Consider the following 23,167-nt stretch of genomic DNA (forward strand, 5'->3'; position numbering starts at 1 on the left):
GCCAGTCGCCGGCCCGGGGAAGGGTTACTCTTTGCTCACATCACTTAATAAGAATGCGATGCTCTGGCCGCCGCTGGTCTGCTCGAGGGCGATTTTGACGATGATCGTCAACGGCACCGACAGGAGCATCCCGACCGGACCCAGCAGCCAGCCCCAGAAGATCAACGACAGGAATACCACCAGGGTGGAGAGTCCCAGGCCGCGCCCCATGATCCGCGGTTCGAGAATATTGCCGAACACCAGGTTAACGATCAGATAGCCGGCCAGCACCACCAGCGCCTCGTACAGACCGCCGAATACCAGGACCTGCAGGATCGGCGGGATGGCCGCCAGCACGGAGCCAATATTGGGAATATAGTTCAGCGCGAAGGCCAGCAGCCCCCACATAAAGGCGAAACGCACGTCCAGCAGAACCAGCATGCCCCAGACCACCAGCCCGGTGACCAGGCTAATCGCGGTCTTCAGCACCAGATAATGCGACACGCTGTCAATGGCGCGCTGAATGGCCCCCATGCCTTCTACCGGGCGGGACATCAGCTGCTGCAGTTTGGCGGGCAGTTGCGGAACCTCCAGCAGCATAAACACCACCGTCAGCAGCAGCAGAAAAATCGAGGACATGGCGTTCGACAGCTGAGTGAGCAGACCGGTGACCAGGGTCATCACGGCGTTGGGGTCGATGTATTTGTTAAGCTCCACCACCGAGACGGTAAAGCCCAGGCGCTGCAGCCAGGGAGCGATGGTTTGCATCGGTTCGTAGAGATAGTTGCGGTACTGCGGCAGGGTGCGCGCCAGCTCGTTAAGCGAGGTTCCCAGCGAGGCCAGCAGCACAACGGCTAACATGACGATAAGGCCGATCAGCAATGAGATCGCCAGCACGCGTGGCACCCGGCAGCGGACCAGCAACTGGACCAGCGGATTAATAATCACCGCCAGAAAAAGCGCGAGTATAAACGGGACAATAATGTCTGCCGCAAAGCGAATGCCGGTCAGGATGATCACCAGCATGCCCAGCATGATGACCATCTTTAATCCGTTAAGTGTAATAATAGGTTTAGCCATAGGATCCCGTCCTCAATCTTCCTTGCCTGTTAACAGGTTGCGTTACATTAGCATAATGACGTTTTTTTTCAGAAAAAACGCATTGCAGCAAAACCGCGTCGTAAAGAATTGCAAAGTCTTTGAATAAAATGTAGCACTATGCTACAAATCTACCTGTGTTTAACTACTGAGGACAATTTTCATCCGCACCGGACGAGAAGCAACACCGCGGATAATTGTAATTTTATGGACAATCAGTTCAGGATGTATATTTTAAATCACCCCGCAGTATCCCTCACTTTTTCCCGTTTTGCCGGCGAACAGCACTGGCATTCGGCGCTATAGTCACCTTCTTTCTGCCTGAGCTGGCGCCAAGCGCACAGCGAAATCTACGTCAGAAATTTTCCTGTTTACGCGTCGCGTAAACGGTAATGGATTATATTCTCAAGCAGGAGAAGGGATCATGTTTTATTGGATTTTATTAGCTTTAGCGATTATTGCTGAAATTACCGGCACCTTGTCGATGAAATGGGCAAGCATTAGCGGTGGGCATACCGGCTTTATTTTAATGCTGGCCATGATTGCCCTGTCATATATTTTTCTCGCCTTTGCGGTTAAAAAAATTGCCCTCGGCGTGGCCTACGCGTTATGGGAAGGAATTGGTATTCTGCTGATCACCCTGTTCAGCGTACTGTTGTTTGATGAAAGCCTGTCGCTGCTGAAAATAGCCGGTCTGACCACCCTGGTGGTGGGGATCGTCTTAATTAAGTCCGGCACCCAGAAAAAAGCGTCGTCGAAGCAGGAGGTGGCTCATGCAGCAGTTTGAGTGGATACACGCCATCTGGCTGGCTATCGCCATTGTTCTGGAAATTATTGCCAACGTCTTTTTGAAGTTTTCCGACGGTTTCCGCCGCAAGGTCTATGGCATTCTGTCGCTGGCGGCGGTGCTGGGCGCGTTCAGTGCCCTGTCGCAGGCGGTGAAAGGCATCGATCTGTCGGTCGCCTATGCGCTGTGGGGCGGCTTCGGTATCGCGGCGACCATCGCCGCCGGCTGGGTGCTGTTTGGCCAGCGCCTGAATAACAAAGGCTGGGCGGGAGTCATCCTGCTGGTTGCCGGCATGGTGTTAATTAAACTCGCCTGACGTCGCGCCGCCTGCAAAGCCAGGCGGCAAAACGGGTTCGCTGTAGTATGCTTACTCAAGACCGGCCCCGCAGGTATTGTGCCCGGTGACGATGAGGACTGCGCATGCTCACAGCTTTCGGCTGGCGGAAAATTCCTTCCGCCAGGACGTTGTCAATAATGATTTTTCTCGCCGGGCTCGGCCTCACCGCGTCGGTGATCTCCCTGCTTTACCTCTCGCAACACCTCATTGCCAGCAAATCCAATGAAATTGATCAGCAGCGCTCGGTCCTGTCGGTGGAAGGGGCGGTGCAGACCTCGGTCAACCGGGTGCTGTCGCTGGTGCTGGACAATGCCATCTGGGACGATGCCGTGACCCAGACTTACGCTCCCAGCCTGGATCAAAAATGGCTGTACGACTCCTGGGGATCCGGCTTCAAAATCAATAACCTGTATGACGGCACCTTTGTCCTTGATGAACATTATCACATCCTGTGGGGCGCCTTTCAGAGTCAGGTCATGCCCCGCGCAGACCTCTCATTTCTCGGCGCCGGGCTGACCAGCCTGATCCGCTATCATGCACAGGCTCTGCGCGAGGGGAAAAACGCCTTCGCCGGCATCACACGTACCGAGGCCGGGATCGCTTTCGTCGGCATCGGCCTGATACGGCCGACGAGCGGCCGGCTGCAGGTGGCTGACGAGACCCGACGCTATCTGGTCATTACCCGGCACATCAGCCCTCAGCTGCTGGAGCGTTTAGGCGACACCTTCCAGATAAGCCATCTGCATCTCAGCGACGGCCCAGGCGAACACCGGATCCCGCTGCGCACGCAGGTAGGCGAGATTCTGGGCTATCTGGCGTGGCAGCCGCGTCTGCCCGGCGCCGAAGCGGCCCTGGCCTCGTCAGGCAGTATGCGGCTGATCGCCGGGGTGGCCGCGAGCCTGATCCTGCTGTTTATTCTGTTCAGCAGCCTCGGCATGTATAAGCTGGCCCGCGGCGAACGTCAGGCGCGGGAGATCGCCCTGATTGACTGGCTTAGCCGCCTGCCCAACCGGCGTGCGCTGCTGCTGCGGCTCAGCCAGGTGTGCGACACGAGTAAGCACGATATGCAGTGCGTGGTGTTTATCGATCTGGACGGTTTTAAGGATGTGAATGATAACTATGGCCACGATGTGGGCGACACTCTGATCCGCCATATCGCCAGCGCGCTGCAAAAACGGGTGCCGGCGGGGGCCATGCTGGCAAGAATGGGCGGGGATGAGTTCGCCATGGCGGTGAGCGGCGAACAGGCGATCGACCGGGCCGCGGCGTTCGCGTGGGCGGCGCTGGAGCTGCTTAAAGCGCCGGTGGCGCTGAGCAAACGCACAATTTATATCGGCGCCAGCATCGGCATCGCCAGCGGTACTCCGGCGGAATGCTCCAGTACCGAACTGTTTCGCCGGGCGGATATCGCCATGTACCACGCCAAGAAGAGCGGCAAGGGGCGGACGGCCTGGTATGACGATGCGCTGGATGCCGTGCGACGTCATCAGCTGATGATTGAGAATGGCATCCGTCAGGGGCTGGAGCAGGATGAATTTGAGGTCTGGTATCAGCCGGTGGTCGATGCCGATACGCTGGCGATGACCGGCGTTGAAGCGCTGCTGCGCTGGCCGCGTCGCCCGCAGGGTGCGCTGGCGCCGGATGCGTTTATCGCCATTGCCGAGAGTAGCGGCCTGATTGACACCCTCGGCCAGTTCGTCCTGCAACGCGCCTGCAGCGACCTGCAGCCGGTGGGCGATCTGCTGCTGTCGGTGAACATCTCGCCGGCGCAATTTCGCGATCCGGCGTTTGAAAGCCGGGTGATGGAAACGGTCGCTGCCTGCCGCTTTCCGCCGTCGCGCCTGCAGGTGGAGGTGACGGAGAGTTATGTGCTGGAAAATCCGGAACGTTCGCAGGCGGTGGTGGAGAATCTGAAGGCTCAGGGCATCGCCGTGGCGCTGGACGATTTTGGCACCGGTTACTCCAGCATCGGCTATTTACGCCGCTTTCGCTTTGACAGCCTGAAGATTGACAAATCCCTCGCCGGGCGAGTGGATTGCGATGCGCAGGCGGCGGAGATGGTGCGCGGCACGGTGCGCATCGCCCGCGCGCTGGGGATGACGGTCGTGGCGGAGGGGGTTGAAGATCCGCAACAGCTGGCGCTGCTGCGGCGGGCCGGTTGCGACCGGCTACAGGGCTTTTACTTCAGTAAACCGATGCCGATCGCCGACCTGCTGCAGCGGCGTCGGCAGCAGGAGTAATTACTCTCCGGCCAGCGCCTCCAGCTTATCGCGAAAGCCGGTCACCGCGATGGCGCGGTTGTCCGCCCGCCAGCGATCCTGCGGGCCGGGAGCCGAACTTTGCACGGCGATCACTTGCCAGCCGTCCGCGGTTTTCAGCAGCAGCGGCGAGCCGCTGTCGCCGGGCAGGGTATCACACTGGTGCGACAGGACGCTGTTTTGCGCCCAGCCGGTGACGATGCAATCCTGATGGCTGTAAAGATTGTCCAGATGATCTTCAGGATAACCTGACTGGGTCACTTTCCGGTCCGCCGCCTTCAGCGCGGCGGTTAAATCGGCCTTACTGCCGGGGAAGAGCGGGATCGGCGTGATGCCCGAGGGAGCATAGCGCAGCACGATCAGGCCAAAATCCGAGGGCGCCGCGGCGGAGGGAACGATCCAGCCGTCACCGTCGGCTTTCAGACGCTTGCCTAATCCGGGATCCACGCGTCCGTCAATGCCGTGGATCTCATACACCCAGTTGCCCTTGCGGGAAATAAAGCGCAGAGCGACCGCTTTGTCCGGCTTGCCGCGCGGGGGCGTTAACAGGCAGTGGCCTGCGGTCAGCGCCAGATTGGGGGAGATGAGCGTCGCCGTGCACAGATTGCCGCTGGCGGTCTCCAGCTGGCCAATCGCGTCCCACGGACTCTCCTCCGGGCGGCTCACCGCTTTACGCTCATCGTGGCCGAAAAACAACGTCTTAATATCTTTGGCGCTCAGTCCGCTATCTTCGGCATGTGCGCCCAGAGGTAACAGATAAAATGAACACAGTAATAACAGAACGTCTCTACGCATATCACTCTCTGGGGGAGGCTATGATGTCTATTGACAGTAGCAGGAGATTTAAGTTTTTGAAAGTAAACAATAATTCTAATCAGGCCAAACGGCATGTCTCATCTGCGCGCGACAGGCTCTGGCGCGGGTAAAACCTTCTGATTTCAATCGGTTAATACCATTAACCTTCTGCTGCTATTTCCGCAGAAAGCACGGTCTGGCGCAAGCACATTCGTGTATCAGAACGTACTGAAATTGGCGAATAATGCAGCAATACCTCTTTGAGGTTATTACTGGTTTGGCAGCATAATGCGCAAAAATAATACTTTTACCCGCCAGAACTTCACCAGAATTCGCACTTCTTTACGCCTCACGTAATTATTTTCAATGCGAAACATTTTCTCACCGAAAACGTTGTTACCGTCACCCGGCCGTTGAGTAAATAGAGAGGTAATACCGGCGATGATAGCCTGAATTCTATTTCCCCGGCGTTCGGAGGGTATATGTCTAAAAAAGGTATTCGCGCACTGGTCTATGTTTCCCTGGTCTCGGTGGCCATCTGGGGCGCAACCGGCTATCTGGTGATGGAAGCGGTACGTGCGTTGTGATGAGTCTGGCCGCCGCGTGGGGGCCAGGCGCGCGATGGTTTATTGCTAACGTGTCTGGCGTCTTCGGGCGCCGGGCATGATTTGCGCCGCTGGCAGCGGCAGGGTAAAAGAGAGTGATAAGGGTGGGCAACAATATTTGCGCGACATTCACCTTCCGTGAAGTCTGAGCCAGGCGGCAAAACGGGAGAGAAAGACGAAATGATTAATAGAGGAAAAAGCGGGTCGCAACCACTGCGCAAATGATTAACAGGATCAGGATGAGCTCAAAACGATAACGCCGCAGCATAGTGCTCTCCAGAAAAAACGGCGCTGAAGCAGCGCCGATTATTTAAGAAGGTTGGTTCACCGGGAGGAATTAGGCTGCCGGCTGTGCAGCAGGTTTAGCGGCCTGGTGTTTGGTGGTTTTGTGGTGTTTTTTCGCTGCCTGAGCTTTCTGGGCTACCGGTTTAGCGGCAGCTTTGTGGTGCTTTTTCGCGGCCTGGGCTTTCTGCGGAGCGGCGGGTTTGGCTTCTGCTTTTTTGTGTTTTTTAACGGCCTGGGCTTTCTGGGCAGCGGCTGGTTTAGCTTCTGCTTTCTTGTGTTTTTTGGCAGCCTGAGCTTTCTGCTCTGCAGCTGGTTTGGCCGCGGCTTTATGGTGTTTTTTGTGATGGGTGGTCTTGGCAGCAGTGCTGTGGGTAGCAGCTGGCGCCTGAGTGGTGCTTACTGCGTCAGCAGCGAAAGCGGCGGAAGAGAGACCCATAGCAGCGGCAACGACCAGAGCTAATACTTTTTTCATTCTGATATCCTCGAAAAGTTTTCTTAATTTCAACCCCACTGCGGGGCCGGTGAAATCACTATATGCTTGTCTTTTCGGGCTTTCCGTGAGTGTTTGGTATCGGCGTGTAACCGAATGTACAAGGCGGGGAGTGGAAGGACGCGCCGGGCAGCCCGGCGCGGACGATCACAGATAGCGGGCGGTAAGGTGGTCGCGGAAGTAGCGGCTGTTAAGATCCTCGCCGGTGGCCTGCTGGATCAGCTGCGAGGTGGTGAAGCGGCTGCCATGCTGCCAGATATTCTGCCGCAGCCAGTCAAACAGGGCGCTGAAATCCCCTTCCGCGATATCGCGGTCTAACGTCGGCAGCGCGCGACGGGCGGCGGCCATCAGCTGCGCGGCATACATCGCCCCCAGCGTGTAGGAAGGGAAGTAGCCGAAGCCGCCGTCGGTCCAGTGAATATCCTGCATACAGCCGTCCCGGTAGTTGCCGGTGGTCGACAGTCCCAGCCAGTGCTGCATTTTCTCATCCCACAGCGACGGAATATCTTCCACCTCTATCTCGCCGTCGATCAGCGCGCGTTCAATTTCATAGCGCAGGATCACATGCGCCGGATAGCTGACCTCATCGGCATCAACGCGAATAAAGCCTGGTTTCACCCGCTGGTTCCAGGCGATGAAATTCTCCTCGCTAAAGGCCGGCCGATCGCCAAAGCGTTCGCGCACCGCCGGCAACAGGCGTTTAAGGAAGCGCTCGCTGCGTCCCAGCTGCATTTCGAAGAACAGGCTCTGCGACTCATGGATAGCAGTAGAGCGGGCCAGTCCTACCGGCTGGTCGACCCACGGGCGAGGCAGATTCTGCTCATAGCGGGCGTGGCCGGTCTCGTGGATCACGCCGAACAGAGCGCTGAGCAGGTCGTTTTCGTTGTAGCGGGTGGTGATGCGCACATCCTGAGGGACGCCGCCGCAAAACGGGTGGGCGCTGATGTCCAGACGCCCACCGTCAAAGTCAAAGCCGAGGATGCGCATCGCCTGCAGACCCAGTTCGCGCTGCTCAGGGATCGGGAACGGCCCCTGCGGGGCGATCAAGGTTCGCGTCGCCTGCTTATCGACCGCTTGTCGCAGCAGGGAAGGCAGCCAGGACTTGAGGTCGGCAAACAGGCTGTCCAGCCGGGCGCTGGTCATATCCGGTTCGAAAATATCCAGCAGCGCGTCATAGCGTGAACCGCCCCGGGCGTCGGCGCGGATCTGCGCTTCCTCGCGGCTCAGCCTGACCACCTCGCGCAAATTATCGGCAAAGCCAGCCCAGTCATTAGCCGGCCGCTGACTGCGCCAGGCATGTTCGCAACGGCTACCGGCCAGCGATTTGGCCTCCACCAGGCTCTCCGGCAGCAGCGCCGCCTGATCGTACTGGCGCTGCATTTCCCGCAGGTTGGCCTGTTCGAGGTCGTTGAGATCCTGCTGGCGGGCCGCCTGCAGCCATTGGCCCACTTTTTTATCGGTCAGGATCTGATGCTGTAGCACGCCGAGTTCCGCCAGCGCTTCGCCGCGGGCGGCGCTACCGCCCGGAGGCATCATGGCGAACATATCCCAGCCGGCGATGGCGGAGAGATGCGAAAAGCGCGACAGGCGCTGAAAGGTGCGGGTAAGCTGCTGATAAGGCGTATTTTCAGTCATAGTAGCGTTCGGTCCGTGACAGGTGAATGAACAGATTATCGGTATGCCTCTACACTATCCTGATACGCCTGGCGGGTCGAGCGTGGCGCGCAGAGGGCGGGGTAAAGCATTAGCCGCGTGATAGCAGGAAAAAAAGCGTGGCTCTGTGAGCACTATTGCAGAAATCGGTAACGCATCGTGACTAAACTGTGATCGATAACGCAAGTCTGGAGGTTCGGGGGTGGTTTATGAATCCGTTCACCTGGCTGTTTATTGCCTTACTGTCCGTTGATGCCGTCAGAGAGCTGATGGGCTTGTCATCTATCATGGGCATGTGGTGAAACGTGGCCCGCAGGCCACGTCACGCGCGATTATTTGAGTCGCCGATACAGGCAAGTGCCGGTCAACAGCGCGGCAAGGAGCAGCAGCGCGATAAATCCGCCGACGCCGTTCCAGCCGTAGCGATGCCAGAACACCCCGCCTAATGTCCCCGCCAGGCTTGAGCCAAGATAATAACTGAACAGATACAGCGATGACGCCTGACCGCGGGCGCGGCGCGCGCGCGGGCCAATCCAGCTGCTGGCGACGGAGTGCGCGGCGAAGAAGCCGGCGGAGAACAGCAGCATGCCGAGGAAAATAAGCCACAGGGAAGAAAAGAGCGTCATCAGCAGGCCGCAGAGCATCACGCCGGTAAAGCCGAGCATCACCGGACCGCGGCCATAGCGTACGGTCATGGCGCCCGCTTTCGGCGAGCTCCAGGTCCCGGTGAGATACGCCACCGACAGCAGACCCACCACCGCCTGGCTTAATGACCACGGCGACATCATCAGACGGTAGCCAATGTAGTTAAACAGGGTGACAAAGGCCCCCATCAGCAGGAAACCCTCGACGAACAGCAGTGGCAGGCCGCGATCGCGCCAGTGCAGGCGGAAATTAATCAGCAGCGTTTTTGGCCGCAGCGAGGTCGGGCGGAAATGGCGCGACTCGGGCAGGATTCGCCAGAACATAATCGCCGCGGCCAGGGCGAAGCCGCTGATCACCGCCAGCGCCACGCGCCAGCCGAAAAAATCGGTAAAGACCCCGGTGAGCAAGCGGCCGCTCATGCCGCCGATGGAGTTGCCGCTGATATAGAGTCCCATAGAGAAGGCCACAAAGCTGGGGTGGATCTCCTCGCTCAGGTAGGTCATGCCGACCGCCGCCACGCCGCTCAGCGACAGGCCAATCAGGGCGCGCATAATCAGGATGCCGTGCCAGCTGGTCATCATGGTCGACAACAGCGAGCAGCAGGCGGCCAGCAGCAGCGCGGTGACCATCACCGGCTTGCGGCCTATGGCATCCGACAGCGGGCCGGTAAACAGCAGGCCCACCGCCAGCATCGCCGTGGAAATGGAGAGAGAGATACTGCTGCTGGCCGGCGATACGCCGAACTCGTTCGACAGCACCGGCAGGATCGGCTGCACGCAGTAGAGCAGGGCGAAGGTGGCCAGACCGGCGGAGAATAGCGCGAGCGTGACGCGCATAAACTGCGGGGTGCCGCGCTTAATAAACGGATCCGGGCGGGATGCACCAGCGACGCTGACCTCGCCCGCCGGCACGGTGTCAACGGTTGTTGTACGACTCACAGAGAATTCCTTGGGTAGAAGTTGCTGCTTACCAACAGAGTGTTGTGACCATTCAGCTCACATTTTTAGGGTATGAAAATGTAAATATTCTGTCTAATATATTAATAATCTCAAATAAGACGTTTTAAATATGAATATCGAGTTGCGTCATTTGCGCTACTTTGTCGCCGTCGCCGAGGAGCTGCATTTTGGCCGCGCCGCGGCGCGACTGAACATCTCTCAACCGCCGTTAAGCCAGCAAATTCAGATCCTCGAGCAGCAGACCGGCGCCCGCCTGTTCGCCCGCACCAACCGCAGCGTCAGCCTGACGGCGGCGGGAAAACAGTTTCTCGCCGACAGCCGACAAATTCTCGCCCAGGTGGAGGACGCGGCCGCCCGCGCCGCCCGTCTGCACCATGGGGAAACGGGCGAACTGCGTATCGGCTTTACCTCCTCGGCTCCTTTTATCAAGGCGGTATCCGATACGCTGTCCCTGTTTCGTCAGCGCTACCCGGATGTACATATTCTCACCCGCGAGACCAATACCCGCGAACAGATTGTCCCGCTGAGCGAGGGAGCCCTCGACCTCGGCCTGTTGCGCAATACCCAACTGCCGGACACCCTGGCGTGGCAGCGAGTGCTGCGCGAGCCGCTGCTGGCGATGGTCCCGGCGGACCATCCGCTGGCCCGCCAGCCCTCGGTCAGCCTGGCGGCGCTGGCGCGGGAGCCGTTCGTCTTTTTCGACCCGCACGTCGGTACCGGCCTGTATGACGATATCCTTGGCCTGCTGCGCCGCTACGGTCATACGCCGGTGATTGCCCAGGAGGTGGGGGAGGCGATGACCATTATTGGCCTGGTGGCCGCCGGGCTGGGGGTGTCGATCCTGCCGGCCTCCTTTCAGCGCGTGCAGCTCAGCGAAATGCGCTGGCTGCCGATTGACGAACAGGATGCGGTGTCGGAGATGTGGCTGGTGTGGTCGAAACACCATGAGCAGGGGGCGCTGGCAAAACGCTTTCGTGACACGTTGCTGGCCTGGAAAAACGAGCGCAATTGAGGCAAAAAGGGGCTGGAAATGTGCGGTAAATCACAAGGCTAAGCAAAAATTTGACGTTCACCATCGAAGTGCTTCACCATAGCCGAAAGTTTATTTCGAAGCGCGAAAATAAAGGGAGTCAATGGTGGTAGCGGATAGTCAACCAGGCCATATCGATCAAATTAAGCAGACCAATGCGGGCGCCGTCTATCGCCTGATTGATCAGCTCGGCCCGGTATCGCGTATCGACCTCTCCCGATTTGCGCAACTGGCGCCCGCCAGCATCACCAAAATTGTCCGCGAGATGCTGGAAGCGCATCTGGTGCAGGAGACCGAGATTCAGGAGCCCGGCAGCCGCGGGCGCCCGGCGGTGGGTCTGATGGTGGAAACCGAGGCCTGGCACTATCTGGCGGTGCGTATCAGCCGCGGCGAGATCCACCTTTCGCTGCGCGATTTAAGCAGCCAGCTGGTGGTGGAGGAGCAGCTGGAGCTGGCGCTTACCGACAGCTCGCCGTTTCTGACGCGGATTATCGACCATATCGATCGCTTCTTTATTCGCCACCAGAAGAAGCTGGAACGTCTCACCTCCATCGCCATAACGATGCCGGGTATCATTGATACCGAAAACGGCATTATTCATCGCATGCCGTTTTATGAAGAGGTCAAAGACGTCCCGTTGGGCGAAACGCTGGCCAACCATACCGGGGTGCCGGTCTATATTCAGCATGACATTAGCGCCTGGACCATGGCGGAATCGCTGTTTGGCGCCTCGCGCGGCGCCAGGGACGTCATTCAGGTGGTGATCGATCATAACGTCGGCGCCGGGGTTATCACCGACGGACGTCTGCTGCACGCCGGCAGCAGCAGCCTCGTGGAGATCGGTCATACCCAGGTCGACCCCTACGGCAAACGCTGCTACTGCGGCAACCATGGCTGTCTGGAAACGATCGCCAGCGTGGAGAGCGTGCTGGAGCTGGCGCAGATGCGGATGGCGCAGTCGATGAGCTCGCTGCTGCATCAGCGTCCGCTGAGCGTGGAGTGGCTATGCCAGGCGGCGCTGCAGGGCGACCTGCTGGCCCGGGACATTATCAGCGGCGTCGGTCATCACGTCGGTCGCATTCTGGCGATCATGGTCAATCTGTTTAACCCGCAGAAAATCCTGATCGGCTCGCCGTTTAACCTGGCGGCAGACATTCTTTTTCCGGCAATTTCCAGCTGCATTCGGCAACAATCACTCCCGGCCTACAGCCAGCATATCGCGGTTGAAAGCACCCAGTTCTCCAACCGCGGAACGATGGCTGGCGCGGCGCTGGTCAAGGATGCGCTCTATAACGGATCCTTACTCATACGACTGTTACAGGGTTAACATTTTTTCATAGTCACACCAAAAATTGCGCTATCTCAAGCTGACCCCCAGCGGCTTCACGTAGACTTTGCCCACTGTTGATTATTTCTCTCCCGTATATTTCATCGACAAAACTGTGGGGTTAGTGATGTTTAAGCGTTTCTTTATTACAGGTACAGACACCTCTGTCGGGAAGACAGTGGTTTCCCGTGCGCTGTTGCAGGCACTTGCTGCCAGAGGCAAAAGCGTGGCCGGGTACAAGCCTGTGGCGAAGGGCAGCAAAGAGACGCCGGACGGTTTGCGTAATAAAGACGCGCTGGTGTTGCAGAGCGTCTCCACGCTGGCGTTACCCTATGAGGCTGTCAATCCCATCGCCTTAAGCGAAGACGAAAGCAGCGTGGCGCACAGCTGCCCGATCAACTACGGTCTGCTGTCGGATGGTTTGCAGCGGCTGGCCGGGCAAGTTGAACACGTGGTGGTTGAAGGCACCGGCGGCTGGCGCAGCCTGATGAACGACCTGCGACCGCTCTCCGAATGGGTGGTACAGGAGCAGCTCCCGGTGCTGATGGTGGTGGGGATCCAGGAAGGGTGCATCAACCATGCGCTGCTGACGGCCCAGGCGATCGCCAATGACGGGCTGCCGCTGATCGGCTGGGTGGCCAACCGCATCAACCCCGGTCTGGCGCACTACGCCGAAATCATCGATGTGCTCAGCAAAAAGCTGCCGGCGCCGCTCATTGGCGAGCTACCGTATCTGCCGCGCGCCGAACAGCGTGAGCTAAGCCGCTACGTCGACTTAGACATGCTCGGCAACGTGATGGCGATAGATCGAATCCCGGCGTAACGTCCGCGACAGCACCGACGCCACCACGCAGGTGATCAGCAGGCCGGGCAGCAGCACATACTGCCCGGTCATCTCACAAATCATCAGAGTCGACATGATTGGCGCATGGGTAGTGGCGGCAAGAAACGCCGCCATGCCGGTCAGTCCCATCATCATAGCCATCTCCTGCCCCCCCGGTAGCCACAGCCCGCTGAAGCGGGCCAATAGCATGCCCATCGCCAGGCCGACAAACAGCGTGGGGGTAAACACCCCGCCCGGCGCGCCGGAGCCACTGCTGGCCAGCACTGCCAGCAGTTTGCACAGGAATACCGCCACCAGCAGCGCGCCGGGCGGCGGCAGCAGCAGATAGCTTTGCACCACGCTGTAGCCGTTGCCCCACACCGCCGGAGTGATGAGCGATAAGCCGCCGACGATCAGACCACCCAGCGCCAGCTGCCACGGCGGCGCCAGTTTCAGCCTGACGAACCCGCGGTGGCTGTATTCCATCAGCCAGATAAACAGCGGCCCGCACAGTCCGGCCAGCAGTCCGGTGGCGAGCATCAGGCCATAGTGCAGCGCGCTGAGATCCTGCTGCAGGACGACATGGTACAACGGCGCGGCGCCGCCGTTGAGAAACTGGGTCAGCAGCAGGGCGATCACTGCCGAGATCACTACCGGCCCAAGCGAGGCCAGCATCAGCGTGCCAAACAGAATTTCAGCGATAAACAGGCTGCCGGCCAGTGGAGCATGATAGGCGCTGGCCATCCCGGCGGCGGCGCCGCATGCGACCCACAGTTTCCATTCGGCCTGCGGCGTGAAGCGGCGGGCGAACAGTGAGGCCGCCAGCGCGGCCAGCAGGATCATGGCGCCTTCCCGGCCAATCGCGCTGCCGGAGACCACCACCAGCAGCGAGGCCAGCGACTTCACCAGGCTTGCCGGCGTATCGAAGCAACCGTCTCCGGTCTCCAGGGCTTCCATATAATCGGTGGCGGCATGCGGACGGGCAACGCGGCGTCGTTGCCACAGCCAGAGAAGTGCCCCTGCCGCCAGTCCCCCCAGCGCCGGGGTAATCAGCCGTCGCCACGCCGGCAGCGACTGCGCGGCGTTGACCAGGCTCCCGCTGTCGTTACCGAGAAACAGCGTTTCCAGCACCACCATGGCATGGCGAAACAGGGCCACCGCCAGGGCGGCGAGAAGGCCAATCAGCGTGGCGATCAGCAGGCGACGAAAAATCACCTGCACATCAGGATAGGGATGAAGACGATGCATCGGTCACAGCGAGATTGGGAAAACATGGCCTTATTGTGATAGGGAATAAACTTATATGCAAAAGCGATAAGTGCGGGTTACGGAGAGCGAAGCCAGCAAGGAAACCGCGCCGACTCCCGGCGCGGCAAAGGGATTAGCGATAGAGCGGCTTTTCCGCCACCGCGAGGGGCAGACCTGCCTGCCACTGCGCCAGGGTCGCCTGCGCCAGCTGGCCCAGCGCCTGGTAGAAGGGGTGGGCGGCATGTTCGACAAAGACGCTCAGGAAGCGCCCGGACCACGGCAGCAGATGCCAGGCCAGCAGCTGGGCAAACAGCGCCTCCTGCTCCGTTTCGCACAGCCACGCCGCCAGCAGCAGCAGGGTGCCGAAATGGTCTTCCGGCTCGTTGCGTTCGGCGTCCAGTGCGATGCCGTTCGTGCGCATCCATTCGCGCAGGGCCAGTGTGGATTCGCCGAACAGCACCGACTCTTTATCCAGCCAGACGGATCCCCATGGCGGCGCCGGCAGGGCCCACGGTCCGATAAACAGGCGCTGCCAGGCTTCCGGCCACGACTCTTCAACCGACGCGGCAAACCCCGATGCCAGCGGGGCGGCAACCGGGAAGGGCCACTGTTGCTGCCAGCTGCCGTCCTGGAAGGCGGCCACCAGCGGCGCGATTTGCGGGCTATTCGGCGCATAAGAGAACAACGCGCCCAGGGTACGGGCGCTTAAGGCGACAGCGTCGCGGTGAGGGAACGGCATCATCACTTATTCCTTTCTGCGGCGCGCGCCGGCGCGCCGTCTCATTAACGGGCAACCGCCATACCGACGGTCATATGGAGCCCATAAAACAGGCCGCGGCCAATACATTCCGCGATCAGGACCAGCAACAGACCGGCCAGCAGCCCCGCAGCGCGCGGCGGCTGACGGCGGATCAGCGGACACAGCCAGCAGCCAAGTCCCAGCGCCAGCAGGATCAGACGTAAGGCCTGCAGTCTGCCGTAATCCGGCAGCAGGGTGGCCGCCTGCTGAACGGCGCTGTGAATGGCGCCGAGCCCGGCGCTTTGCATCACGATAATCGCGGCGCTGATGACCAGCGCGGCCACGCTCAGCCCGGCAATAAACCAGACGTTAACGTCAACTTTCGCTATTCGCAGCAGCAGGGCGGCGAACAGCGGCCCGCTGAGGAGTACCGTCAGGAAGAAGGCGCTGGTGGTGTAGCCAGTGTACCATGTCGGCACGGTATCGATTTGATAAACCCGGGTCATCGCCAGCACAAACACCAGCCCCAACAGCAGGGCGATCGCCAGCCAGACTTTCCCCAGCGCCGCCGGCATTTTTTCCAGCACGGCCAGCAGCCACCAGAATCCGCCCACGACGAAAAACAAGGCGCCGCTGGCGATTTCGTTGCTCAGCGCCGAGGCGCCGACGCGGTTCAGCGAATTAAACGCCCGCAGCGGCGAACCGAGATGCATCACTGAGGCGAGAAAACCGATCCCCATCAGCAGCCAGATAAAAAACATGCTGCGCACCAGCCGCTGCCGCGCTTCGCGCTGGTCAGCCAGCGCCAGCCAGACCAGACCGCTGACGAGGGTCGCGCCGACCACGCATTGCCCCAGTACTGTAAACAGCACCAGCGGCCATTCCTGCCATCCGCTTCCCATCTCACACCTCCTTCGGATTTGCCAGATAACCGGTGGTATCGCCACACGGCCGGGCGTTGCGGTTAGGTTTGATCGCGATGCTCGGCTGAGTGAAGTGCGCCGAGGGCAGCGGGGCCACCGCCGCCAGCTGGCCGTGCTTAGCGCGCAGTTCGGCAATGGGGCCGAAATCGAGCGCCCGCAGCGGGCAGGATTCGACGCAGATCGGCTTTTTCCCCTCGGCGACGCGCTGATAACAGCCGTCGCACTTGGTCATATGGCCTTTATCGGCGTTGTATTGCGGCGCGCCGTACGGGCAGGCCATATGACAGTAGCGGCAGCCGATGCACACCTCTTCATCCACCACCACAAAACCGTCTTCGCGCTTGTGCATCGCTCCGCTCGGGCAGACCTTGGTACAGGCCGGATCGGCGCAGTGGTTACAGGCGATGGAGAGGTAATAGGCGAACACGTTCTGCTGCCAGATGCCGTTGTCCTCCTGCCAGTCGCCGCCGGCGTACTCATAGATGCGACGGAAGCTGACCTCCGGAGTCAGGTTCTTATAGTCCTTACAGGCCAGCTCGCAGGTTTTGCACCCGGTACAGCGAGCGGAGTCGATAAAGAATCCATATTGCGTGCTCATGGTTTACTCCTTAAACCTTCTCGATGTCGACCAGGTTGGTATGCTGCGGATTCCCTTTCGCCAGCGGCGAGGGGCGATGGGTGGTCAGGGTATTCATGCAGGCGCCATGGTCAACCCGGTCCCCGGCCATATTGGCGTCGTGCCACGCGCCCTGGCCCATCGCCGACACGCCCGGCATGATGCGTGGCGTCACTTTCGCCGGCAGCCGGACTTCGCCGCGCTGGTTGAACACCCGCACCAGATCGCCGTTTTTAATCCCGCGTTTTTCCGCGTCCAGCGGGTTGATCCACACTTCCTGACGGCAGGCGGCCTGCAGCACGTCCACGTTGCCGTAGCTGGAATGGGTGCGCGCCTTATAGTGAAATCCAAACAGCTGCAGCGGATACTGGCTGCGCAGCGGATCGTCCCAGCCTTCAAATGTGGAGGCATAGACCGGCAGCGGGCTGATGACTTCGTCTTTCTCCAGCTGCCAGCGGGCGGCAATTTCGGCGAGCCGGCTGGAGTAGATCTCAATTTTGCCGGACGGGGTTTTGAGCGGATGCGCTTCAGGATCGCGGCGGAAGTCGCGATAGGCGACGAAGTGGCCGTTCGGGTCCTTGCGCTTGTAGATGCCCATTCGCTTCAGCTCATCGTAGGCCGGCAGCGCCGGATCTTTCGCCACCATTTTGGCGTACAGATGCTGCAGCCACTGCGCCTGAGTACGTCCCTCGGTAAAACGCTGGTAGACATCGTCGCCGAGCCGTTTCGCCACTTCGCTTAAGATCCAGTAAATCGGTTTGCGTTCAAACTTCGCCGAGGTGGCGGGCTGGATGAAAATCAGATAGCCCATATTGCCGGCGTAATCGTTGGGAATAATATCTTCCTGCTCAACGGTCATCAGGTCGGGCAGCAGCAGGTCGGAGTATTTCGCTGACGAGGTCATAAAGTTGTCGATGACCACGATGGTTTCGCACTTGCTTTCGTCCTGCAGGATCTCGTGGGTCTTATTGATGTCGGAGTGCTGGTTGATGAGGGTATTGCCCGCTTAGTTCCACAGGAACTTGATCGGCACATCCAGCTTCTCTTTGCCGCGCACGCCGTCGCGGGTGGCGGTCATCTCCGGGCCTCGAGCGATGGCGTCGGTCCAGGTGAAGCAGGAGATGGCGGTTTTCACCGGGTTTTCCAGCACCGGCAGACGCTCGATGGTGATGGTGTAGGTCGATTCGCGGGCGCCGCTGTTGCCGCCGTTGATGCCGACGTTGCCGGTTAAGATCGGCAGCATGGCGATCGCCCGGGCGGAGAGTTCGCCGTTGGCCTGGCGCTGCGGCCCCCAGCCCTGGCAGATGTAGGCCGGTTTGCTCATGCCGATGTCGCGCGCCAGCTTAATGATGCGATCGGCGGGGATGCCGGTGATACGCGAAGCCCACTGCGGCGTTTTGGCGACGCCGTCGTCGCCCTCGCCGAGGATATAGGCTTTATAGTGGCCATTTGCCGGCGCCCCGGCCGGCAGCGTCTTCTCATCGTAGCCGACGCAGTATTTATCAAGGAACGGCTGATCCACCAGATTTTCGTTAATCAACACCCAGGCGATACCGGCGACCAGCGCGGCGTCTGTGCCGGGGCGAATGGGGATCCACTCATCTTCGCGACCGGCGGCGGTATCGGTGTAGCGCGGATCGATAACGATCATCCGCGCGTTGGAGCGCTCGCGGGCCTGTTCCAGATACCAGGTAATGCCGCCGCCGCTCATGCGGGTTTCCGCCGGGTTGTTGCCGAACATCACCACCAGCTTACTGTTTTCAATATCCGAAGTGCTGTTGCCGTCGTTACTGCCGTAGGTGTAGGGCATGGCGCAGGCGATCTGCGCGGTGCTGTAGGTACCGTACTGGTTAAGCGAGCCGCCGTAGCAGTTCATCAGCCGCGCCACCGGCGAAGCGGAAGGCGAGGAGCGGGTCATGTTCCCGCCGACGATTCCTGATGAGTAGTTAATGTACACGGCTTCGTTGCCATATTGCGCGACGACGCGTTTCAGACGGTCAGCAAGGGTATCCAGCGCTTCCTGCCAGCTGATACGCTCAAATTTGCCTTCTCCGCGTTTGCCGACGCGCTTCATCGGATAGTTAAGGCGATCCGGGTGGTTGATGCGCCGGCGAATCGAACGCCCGCGCAGGCAGGCGCGGACCTGATGATCGCCGTAGCGGTCGTCGCCGGTGTTATCCGTTTCCACGTAGACCACTTCATCATCACGCACGTGCAGCCGCAGGGCGCAGCGGCTGCCGCAGTTGACCGAACAGGCGCCCCAGACAATCCGGGTGTTGTCGCCGGCAGCCTGCTGGACCGCCGCCGCGGCGTTGCGCAGCGTAAAGGGCAGGGGAAGCCCGCCGGCGGCCAGCGCCAGAGTACCGAGGGCTGTGGATTTAAGTAGCGCGCGTCGGGTGACGCCGCCGGAAGATTCCTGATTCGACATTGCTCACTCCATGATAGTTATGCTGGGCGGAGAAGGGCCGCCGCGTCATTAACAGACGCCGGGGTGAGCGATAATACGTTATGGGTAGCCGGCAGATCTTATCCCTGGTCAATGCAGGGATAAGATCTTTCGTTTGAAAGCGAGGCGGGTTTACTGAGCGTCGTTTTCGGCGGGACTGTCGCTGTTACGGGTGTAGGTGATTTTGAAGGTGTCGTTGGCGCAATGACCCACCACCTGAGCGCCGGGTTGGTCCGCCTGGTCGTTTGGCACGATGGCCAGACTGAAGGCCGTTTCCGGTACGCCATTGTTAATGATCTTCTGTTGAATATCATTTTTGACCCGTTCACAGGAGTCGGGGGCCGCCAGCACGGTCGTGGAGCACAGCAGCAGCGCGGCGCCTGTCCAGAGGGATAGTTTCATCTTACGCTCCTTATCGATGGTATCCAGATTTAAGCATAGCAGAACTGGTGTAAACAATTGTATTTGCTAATATGATTGGATGTACACAAAAGGAATCATCTGTGAAAAGACTGTATTGGCTAATCCCGACCGCGCTGCTGCTGACGGCGTGCGACCGCGAAAGCGCCCCGGAAGCCTTCACCCCGGAGATGGCGAGTTTTTCCAATGAGTTTGAGTTCGATCCGCTGCGCGGTCCGGTGAAGGATTTTAGCCAGACGTTACTGGACGAACACGATGTGGTGGTCAAGAAGGTGAGCGCGCAGCTGTCAAAAGAGGGATGTTTCGATCTGCTGACGCTGGAGGATGTGGAGAATAACACCGGCGCCACGCTGCTGCTGGACGCCAACTATTACGTCGATGGCCGCACCCATGAGAAGCGGCTGCGTCTGCAGGGGAAATGTCAGCTGGCGGAGATGCCCGCCACCGGCGTGAGCTGGGAAACGGATGATAACGGCTTTATTATCAGCGCCCGCGGTAAAGAGACTACCGCCACCTACCGTTACGACAGCGATGGCTATCCGCTGGGGAAAACCACCACCGCCAAAGAGGAGCGATTTACCGTCGCCTCCACGCCGTCGAAGGATCCGCGCAAGAAAATGGACTATACCGCCATCAGCACCTTCAACGACCGCACGCTGGGCACGGTGCGCCAGACCTGCGACTACGATCGCCATGACAATCCGCTGAGCTGTGAGCTGCAGGTGATCGATGAAAGCGTCCAGCCGCCGCTGACCCGTCACTACACGATTAAAAACCGCATTGATTATTACTGAGCCGTCGGCTTCAGCAGAGACGGGCCCGGCGTTTTGTGTTCCGCCAGATACTGATGCTGGAACAGACACATGCGGATGGTGTTGCGGTACTCGCCGTTAATGAAAAACTCATGGATCAGTTCACCCTCGACCATAAAGCCGAGCTTGCGGTAAATATGGATCGCTTTTTCATTCTCTTTATCCACAATCAGATACAGCTTATACAGATTGAGCACGGTAAAGCCATAGTCCATCGCCAGCCGTGCGGCGCGGGTGGCAAGGCCTTTTCCCTGGAAGTCGGTTGAGATGATGATCTGAAATTCGGCCCGGCGGTGCACATGGTTGATTTCCACCAGCTCCACCAGTCCGGCTTTATCGCCATTGCATTCGATCACAAAGCGACGCTCGCTTTGATCGTGAATATGCTTGTCGTACAGATCGGAAAGCTCAACGAAGGCTTCATAGGGCTATTCAAACCAGTAGCGCATCACGCTGGCGTTGTTGTCGAGCTGGTGAACAAAGCGCAAATCTTCGCGCTCAAGGGGGCGGAGTCTGACGTGTAGCGCGTCGGTCATGGGAATTCCTGTGGTCAAAGCGGAAAAGAGGGGACTGAAAGGCGGCGCCCGCAGGCGCCAGCGTGCTCAGGGATTGATCGCCCGGCCGGTGCGGCGGTCAAGGCAGCGCAGGGTGTTTGGTTCCCAGTAGGCATTGACGTTGGCGCTCTTCTGGCAGTTATCCTGCGCGTCAAAGGCGACATCGGTTTTGTCCCACTCTTTTTCCGCCCGTTTGTTCACCTTCTGGCGCAGGCTGCGGGTGTCGTTCCATTGCTCTTTTTCCATCGATGCCTGCTGACGGCTTTGCGCGCTGTCGCCGGACTCAATCACCAGCCGGTCGGTGGCCGCGAACGAGCTGGAGGTATAGACGACGGCGCTTAACGCCAGAATGGCGGTCAGGCACCAGCGTTTGTTCAGTGTCATGTTCATCACGATTTCCTTTAAGTGATGGGTTAACCCTCAGGTTCAGTTTACTACAGCTCTTTTGCCGGGCATAGCCGACGAAACAGCGTAGGGAAAGGGCTATTATCGCGTAGAATAGTTCAACGCTTTGTCTCTTTTACGAATCTTTTAATGCTCAAAACAACGCTGCTGTTCTTTGCCACCGCCCTGTGTGAAATCGTCGGCTGCTATCTGCCGTGGCTATGGTTAAAGCGCGGGGCCACGCCGCTGCTGCTGATCCCCGCCGGCCTGGCGCTGGGGCTGTTCGTCTGGCTCCTGACGCTCCATCCGACCGCCAGCGGGCGGGTATATGCCGCCTACGGTGGCGTCTACGTTTGTACCGCATTGCTCTGGCTGCGGGTCGTTGATGGGATCAAATTAACCCATTATGACTGGGCGGGCGCGGCCATCGCCCTGTGCGGCATGCTGATTATCGTGGCGGGCTGGGGACGAGCGTAAGCCCGTCTTATGTGATCCCTGCCACTTTTTTAAACCCTAATTCTTGTATGGTAGTCGACCTGTTGCCTTACTTATCAGACATCATATTGGGTTATGACTCTCTAAGGAATCACGATGGCTATTGAGACATTTGCCCCACAGGCGGGCGCGACGCCGCTGCGCATCCGTCGGGTGCAGAAGATCACCCTGACGCTGCTGTTTATCGCCGGGATCGTTAACTTTCTTGACCGCTCTTCCCTGAGCGTCGCCGGGGAGGCGATACGCGCCGATCTGGGTCTGAGCGCCACCGAGTTCGGGGTGCTGCTCTCCGCTTTTTCGCTCTCCTATGGCTTCGCGCAACTGCCCTCGGGCATTTTGCTGGATCGCCTCGGACCGCGGGTTGTGCTGGGCGCCGGGCTGGTATTCTGGTCTGCGATGCAGGCCCTGACCGGGATGGTTAATTCGTTCTCGCATTTTATTCTGCTGCGCATTGGCCTCGGGATCGGTGAAGCGCCGTTTATGCCCGCCGGCGTGAAATCGATCAACGACTGGTATGCGCAAAGAGAGCGCGGCACGGCGGTGGGGATATTTAACTCCTCGACGGTGCTGGGGCAAGCCATTGCCCCGCCGGCCCTGGTCATCATGCAGCTGGCCTGGGGCTGGCGGACAATGTTTGTGGTGATTGGTTTGACCGGTATTCTTGTCGGCCTGTGCTGGTATGTGGGATACCGTAACCGGCGGCAATTCACTCTCCAGGAGGAGGAGCAACGCTATCTGGCCAGCGAGGAGGCGGCCCGGCCGGCGCTGAAACTGAGCGAATGGCTGGCGCTGTTTAAACGGCGTACCACCTGGGGGATGATCCTCGGCTTCTCCGGGGTGAACTATACCGGCTGGCTGTATATCGCCTGGCTGCCCGGCTATTTGCAGGCTCAGCAGGGGTTAAGCCTGGCGCGCACCGGCTGGGTGGCGGCGATCCCGTTCCTCGCCGCGGCGGTGGGTATGTGGGTCAATGGTCTGGTGGTCGACGCCCTGGCGCGCAGAGGCTACGATCTGGCGAAAACCCGCAAAACGGCGATCGTTGCCGGTCTGGTGCTGTCGGCGCTGGGAACGCTGCTGGTGGTGCAATCGTCCACGCCGACCCAGGCGGTGGCGTTTATCTCCATGGCGCTGTTCTGCGTCCATTTCGCTGGCACCTCGGCCTGGGGATTGGTACAGGTGCTGGTGGCGGAGCATAAAGTGGCGTCGGTGGCGGCGATCCAGAACTTTGGCAGCTTTGTGTTTGCCTCCTTCGCGCCGATAGTCACCGGCTGGGTCGTGGATACCACCCATTCTTTCAATCTGGCGCTGGTGATCGCCGCCGGGGTGACCTTCGCCGGGGCGCTGTGCTACTTCTTTATCGTCAAAACCCGCATCGATTAACCAACCAGGAAGCCACAGGCCCGCAGGGAGGCGCGGCCTGCGCCATGCTTCATCTTCTCTTACCGCTTCGCGGCGGATT

Annotated in this window: 22 protein-coding genes and 2 pseudogenes; 10 read left to right on the top strand and 14 right to left on the bottom strand. The window is 59.5% G+C overall.

Features of this window, described 5'->3' with window-relative positions:
• Nucleotides 1–24: 24 nt before the first annotated feature.
• Nucleotides 25–1,059 (bottom strand): AI-2E family transporter, encoded by a 1,035-nt coding sequence (locus tag ABLV54_RS21880; RefSeq protein WP_023289538.1) that lies wholly within the window; start codon nt 1,057–1,059, stop codon nt 25–27.
• A 442-nt stretch (nt 1,060–1,501) separates the two neighbouring features.
• Here ABLV54_RS21880 and kpnE point away from each other — a divergent pair, with 442 nt between their 5' ends.
• On the top strand, nt 1,502–1,864 hold the full coding sequence (gene kpnE / locus ABLV54_RS21885) for a multidrug efflux SMR transporter subunit KpnE (RefSeq protein WP_023289539.1): 363 nt from the start codon (nt 1,502–1,504) through the stop codon (nt 1,862–1,864).
• Nucleotides 1,851–2,180, top strand: coding sequence for a multidrug efflux SMR transporter subunit KpnF (gene kpnF / locus ABLV54_RS21890; RefSeq protein ID WP_023289540.1), 330 nt, complete (start codon nt 1,851–1,853; stop codon nt 2,178–2,180). The genes kpnE and kpnF overlap by 14 nt, the downstream gene beginning before the upstream one ends.
• Before the next feature lie 55 nt (nt 2,181–2,235).
• Here kpnF and ABLV54_RS21895 read toward each other — a convergent pair whose 3' ends face one another.
• A complete protein-coding gene (locus tag ABLV54_RS21895) occupies nt 2,236–2,325 on the bottom strand; it encodes an ArsR family transcriptional regulator (RefSeq protein WP_258315333.1) in 90 nt (29 codons plus the stop codon).
• Here ABLV54_RS21895 and ABLV54_RS21900 point away from each other — a divergent pair.
• Complete coding sequence (locus tag ABLV54_RS21900) at nt 2,285–4,441, top strand: bifunctional diguanylate cyclase/phosphodiesterase (protein WP_050534303.1); 2,157 nt, start codon at nt 2,285–2,287, stop codon at nt 4,439–4,441. The genes ABLV54_RS21895 and ABLV54_RS21900 overlap by 41 nt on opposite strands.
• Here ABLV54_RS21900 and ABLV54_RS21905 read toward each other — a convergent pair whose 3' ends face one another.
• The 3 genes from ABLV54_RS21905 to ABLV54_RS21915 all read right to left on the bottom strand — a co-directional run bounded on the left by ABLV54_RS21905 (nt 4,442) and on the right by ABLV54_RS21915 (nt 8,269).
• A complete protein-coding gene (locus tag ABLV54_RS21905; RefSeq protein ID WP_044522790.1) occupies nt 4,442–5,254 on the bottom strand; it encodes a serine protease in 813 nt (270 codons plus the stop codon).
• 942 nt (nt 5,255–6,196) lie between these two features.
• Nucleotides 6,197–6,616, bottom strand: coding sequence for an acid resistance repetitive basic protein Asr (gene asr / locus ABLV54_RS21910; protein WP_072096718.1), 420 nt, complete (start codon nt 6,614–6,616; stop codon nt 6,197–6,199).
• Nucleotides 6,617–6,781: 165 nt separating this feature from the next.
• Nucleotides 6,782–8,269, bottom strand: a complete 1,488-nt coding sequence (locus ABLV54_RS21915) for a carboxypeptidase M32 (protein WP_023289544.1) — start codon at nt 8,267–8,269, stop codon at nt 6,782–6,784.
• 227 nt (nt 8,270–8,496) lie between these two features.
• On the opposite strand from ABLV54_RS21915, the gene ABLV54_RS21920 reads away from it, so the two are divergent.
• The gene (locus tag ABLV54_RS21920; protein WP_004206050.1) at nt 8,497–8,589 is read left to right on the top strand and encodes a hypothetical protein; all 93 of its coding nucleotides are present in this window, start codon (nt 8,497–8,499) and stop codon (nt 8,587–8,589) included.
• Between the two features lie 30 nt (nt 8,590–8,619).
• Here the strand turns inward: ABLV54_RS21920 and ABLV54_RS21925 are convergent, their stop codons facing one another.
• Nucleotides 8,620–9,870, bottom strand: coding sequence for an MFS transporter (locus ABLV54_RS21925; RefSeq protein ID WP_023289545.1), 1,251 nt, complete (start codon nt 9,868–9,870; stop codon nt 8,620–8,622).
• A 130-nt stretch (nt 9,871–10,000) separates the two neighbouring features.
• On the opposite strand from ABLV54_RS21925, the gene ABLV54_RS21930 reads away from it, so the two are divergent.
• The 3 genes from ABLV54_RS21930 (at nt 10,001) to bioD (ending at nt 13,071) form a co-directional block, all read left to right on the top strand.
• Entirely contained in the window at nt 10,001–10,903 is a 903-nt protein-coding gene (locus ABLV54_RS21930) for a LysR family transcriptional regulator (RefSeq protein WP_023289546.1), read from the top strand.
• A 124-nt stretch (nt 10,904–11,027) separates the two neighbouring features.
• Nucleotides 11,028–12,248: a sugar metabolism global transcriptional regulator Mlc gene (gene mlc, locus ABLV54_RS21935; RefSeq protein ID WP_032429145.1), complete on the top strand. Its 1,221-nt coding sequence runs from the start codon at nt 11,028–11,030 to the stop codon at nt 12,246–12,248.
• Between the two features lie 127 nt (nt 12,249–12,375).
• Nucleotides 12,376–13,071: a dethiobiotin synthase gene (bioD, locus tag ABLV54_RS21940; protein WP_023289548.1), complete on the top strand. Its 696-nt coding sequence runs from the start codon at nt 12,376–12,378 to the stop codon at nt 13,069–13,071.
• On the opposite strand, the gene clcB is transcribed toward bioD, so the two are convergent.
• The 6 genes and pseudogenes from clcB to ABLV54_RS21970 all read right to left on the bottom strand — a co-directional run bounded on the left by clcB (nt 13,024) and on the right by ABLV54_RS21970 (nt 19,445).
• Entirely contained in the window at nt 13,024–14,319 is a 1,296-nt protein-coding gene (clcB, locus tag ABLV54_RS21945; RefSeq protein ID WP_348814224.1) for a voltage-gated ClC-type chloride channel ClcB, read from the bottom strand. The genes bioD and clcB overlap by 48 nt on opposite strands.
• 133 nt (nt 14,320–14,452) lie before the next feature.
• The gene (dmsD, locus tag ABLV54_RS21950) at nt 14,453–15,061 is read right to left on the bottom strand and encodes a Tat proofreading chaperone DmsD (protein WP_050534306.1); all 609 of its coding nucleotides are present in this window, start codon (nt 15,059–15,061) and stop codon (nt 14,453–14,455) included.
• A 41-nt stretch (nt 15,062–15,102) separates the two neighbouring features.
• Complete coding sequence (locus ABLV54_RS21955; protein ID WP_050534307.1) at nt 15,103–15,960, bottom strand: DmsC/YnfH family molybdoenzyme membrane anchor subunit; 858 nt, start codon at nt 15,958–15,960, stop codon at nt 15,103–15,105.
• 1 nt (nt 15,961) lies between these two features.
• Nucleotides 15,962–16,579, bottom strand: coding sequence for a DMSO/selenate family reductase complex B subunit (locus ABLV54_RS21960; protein WP_023289552.1), 618 nt, complete (start codon nt 16,577–16,579; stop codon nt 15,962–15,964).
• 10 nt (nt 16,580–16,589) lie between these two features.
• Nucleotides 16,590–19,025 (bottom strand): annotated as a pseudogene (gene ynfE, locus ABLV54_RS21965) (selenate/tellurate reductase subunit YnfE).
• Nucleotides 19,026–19,175: 150 nt separating this feature from the next.
• Nucleotides 19,176–19,445, bottom strand: a complete 270-nt coding sequence (locus ABLV54_RS21970; RefSeq protein ID WP_004206039.1) for a DUF1161 domain-containing protein — start codon at nt 19,443–19,445, stop codon at nt 19,176–19,178.
• Nucleotides 19,446–19,546: 101 nt separating this feature from the next.
• Between ABLV54_RS21970 and ABLV54_RS21975 the strand changes: the two genes are divergently transcribed.
• The gene (locus ABLV54_RS21975; protein ID WP_023289554.1) at nt 19,547–20,257 is read left to right on the top strand and encodes a YnfC family lipoprotein; all 711 of its coding nucleotides are present in this window, start codon (nt 19,547–19,549) and stop codon (nt 20,255–20,257) included.
• Here ABLV54_RS21975 and speG read toward each other — a convergent pair.
• Nucleotides 20,251–20,811, bottom strand: a pseudogene (speG, locus tag ABLV54_RS21980) (spermidine N1-acetyltransferase). The gene ABLV54_RS21975 and the pseudogene speG overlap by 7 nt on opposite strands.
• Before the next feature lie 66 nt (nt 20,812–20,877).
• Nucleotides 20,878–21,219 (bottom strand): DUF1283 family protein, encoded by a 342-nt coding sequence (locus tag ABLV54_RS21985; RefSeq protein WP_004206035.1) that lies wholly within the window; start codon nt 21,217–21,219, stop codon nt 20,878–20,880.
• 108 nt (nt 21,220–21,327) lie between these two features.
• Here ABLV54_RS21985 and ABLV54_RS21990 point away from each other — a divergent pair, with 108 nt between their 5' ends.
• Together ABLV54_RS21990 and ABLV54_RS21995 are read left to right on the top strand one after the other, a co-directional pair.
• Nucleotides 21,328–21,690, top strand: a complete 363-nt coding sequence (locus tag ABLV54_RS21990; protein WP_072096719.1) for a YnfA family protein — start codon at nt 21,328–21,330, stop codon at nt 21,688–21,690.
• 114 nt (nt 21,691–21,804) lie between these two features.
• Complete coding sequence (locus ABLV54_RS21995; RefSeq protein WP_050534311.1) at nt 21,805–23,088, top strand: MFS transporter; 1,284 nt, start codon at nt 21,805–21,807, stop codon at nt 23,086–23,088.
• The last annotated feature ends 79 nt before the right edge of the window (nt 23,089–23,167 follow it).

The sequence above is a fragment of the Klebsiella sp. JB_Kp042 genome, assembly GCF_040065275.1.
In the GTDB taxonomy this organism is placed as follows: Bacteria; Pseudomonadota; Gammaproteobacteria; order Enterobacterales; family Enterobacteriaceae; genus Klebsiella; species Klebsiella quasipneumoniae.

What these genes read in the sequence shown, in the direction of transcription:
- ABLV54_RS21880 (WP_023289538.1), bottom strand. Translation starts at nt 1,059, where the DNA reads ATGGCTAAACCTATTATTACACTTAACGGATTAAAGATGGTCATCATG.
- kpnE (WP_023289539.1), top strand. Translation starts at nt 1,502, where the DNA reads ATGTTTTATTGGATTTTATTAGCTTTAGCGATTATTGCTGAAATTACC.
- kpnF (WP_023289540.1), top strand. Translation starts at nt 1,851, where the DNA reads ATGCAGCAGTTTGAGTGGATACACGCCATCTGGCTGGCTATCGCCATT.
- ABLV54_RS21900 (WP_050534303.1), top strand. Translation starts at nt 2,285, where the DNA reads ATGCTCACAGCTTTCGGCTGGCGGAAAATTCCTTCCGCCAGGACGTTG.
- ABLV54_RS21905 (WP_044522790.1), bottom strand. Translation starts at nt 5,254, where the DNA reads ATGCGTAGAGACGTTCTGTTATTACTGTGTTCATTTTATCTGTTACCT.
- asr (WP_072096718.1), bottom strand. Translation starts at nt 6,616, where the DNA reads ATGAAAAAAGTATTAGCTCTGGTCGTTGCCGCTGCTATGGGTCTCTCT.
- ABLV54_RS21915 (WP_023289544.1), bottom strand. Translation starts at nt 8,269, where the DNA reads ATGACTGAAAATACGCCTTATCAGCAGCTTACCCGCACCTTTCAGCGC.
- ABLV54_RS21920 (WP_004206050.1), top strand. Translation starts at nt 8,497, where the DNA reads ATGAATCCGTTCACCTGGCTGTTTATTGCCTTACTGTCCGTTGATGCC.
- ABLV54_RS21930 (WP_023289546.1), top strand. Translation starts at nt 10,001, where the DNA reads ATGAATATCGAGTTGCGTCATTTGCGCTACTTTGTCGCCGTCGCCGAG.
- bioD (WP_023289548.1), top strand. Translation starts at nt 12,376, where the DNA reads ATGTTTAAGCGTTTCTTTATTACAGGTACAGACACCTCTGTCGGGAAG.
- clcB (WP_348814224.1), bottom strand. Translation starts at nt 14,319, where the DNA reads ATGCATCGTCTTCATCCCTATCCTGATGTGCAGGTGATTTTTCGTCGC.
- dmsD (WP_050534306.1), bottom strand. Translation starts at nt 15,061, where the DNA reads ATGATGCCGTTCCCTCACCGCGACGCTGTCGCCTTAAGCGCCCGTACC.
- ABLV54_RS21955 (WP_050534307.1), bottom strand. Translation starts at nt 15,960, where the DNA reads ATGGGAAGCGGATGGCAGGAATGGCCGCTGGTGCTGTTTACAGTACTG.
- ABLV54_RS21960 (WP_023289552.1), bottom strand. Translation starts at nt 16,579, where the DNA reads ATGAGCACGCAATATGGATTCTTTATCGACTCCGCTCGCTGTACCGGG.
- ABLV54_RS21970 (WP_004206039.1), bottom strand. Translation starts at nt 19,445, where the DNA reads ATGAAACTATCCCTCTGGACAGGCGCCGCGCTGCTGCTGTGCTCCACG.
- ABLV54_RS21985 (WP_004206035.1), bottom strand. Translation starts at nt 21,219, where the DNA reads ATGAACATGACACTGAACAAACGCTGGTGCCTGACCGCCATTCTGGCG.
- ABLV54_RS21995 (WP_050534311.1), top strand. Translation starts at nt 21,805, where the DNA reads ATGGCTATTGAGACATTTGCCCCACAGGCGGGCGCGACGCCGCTGCGC.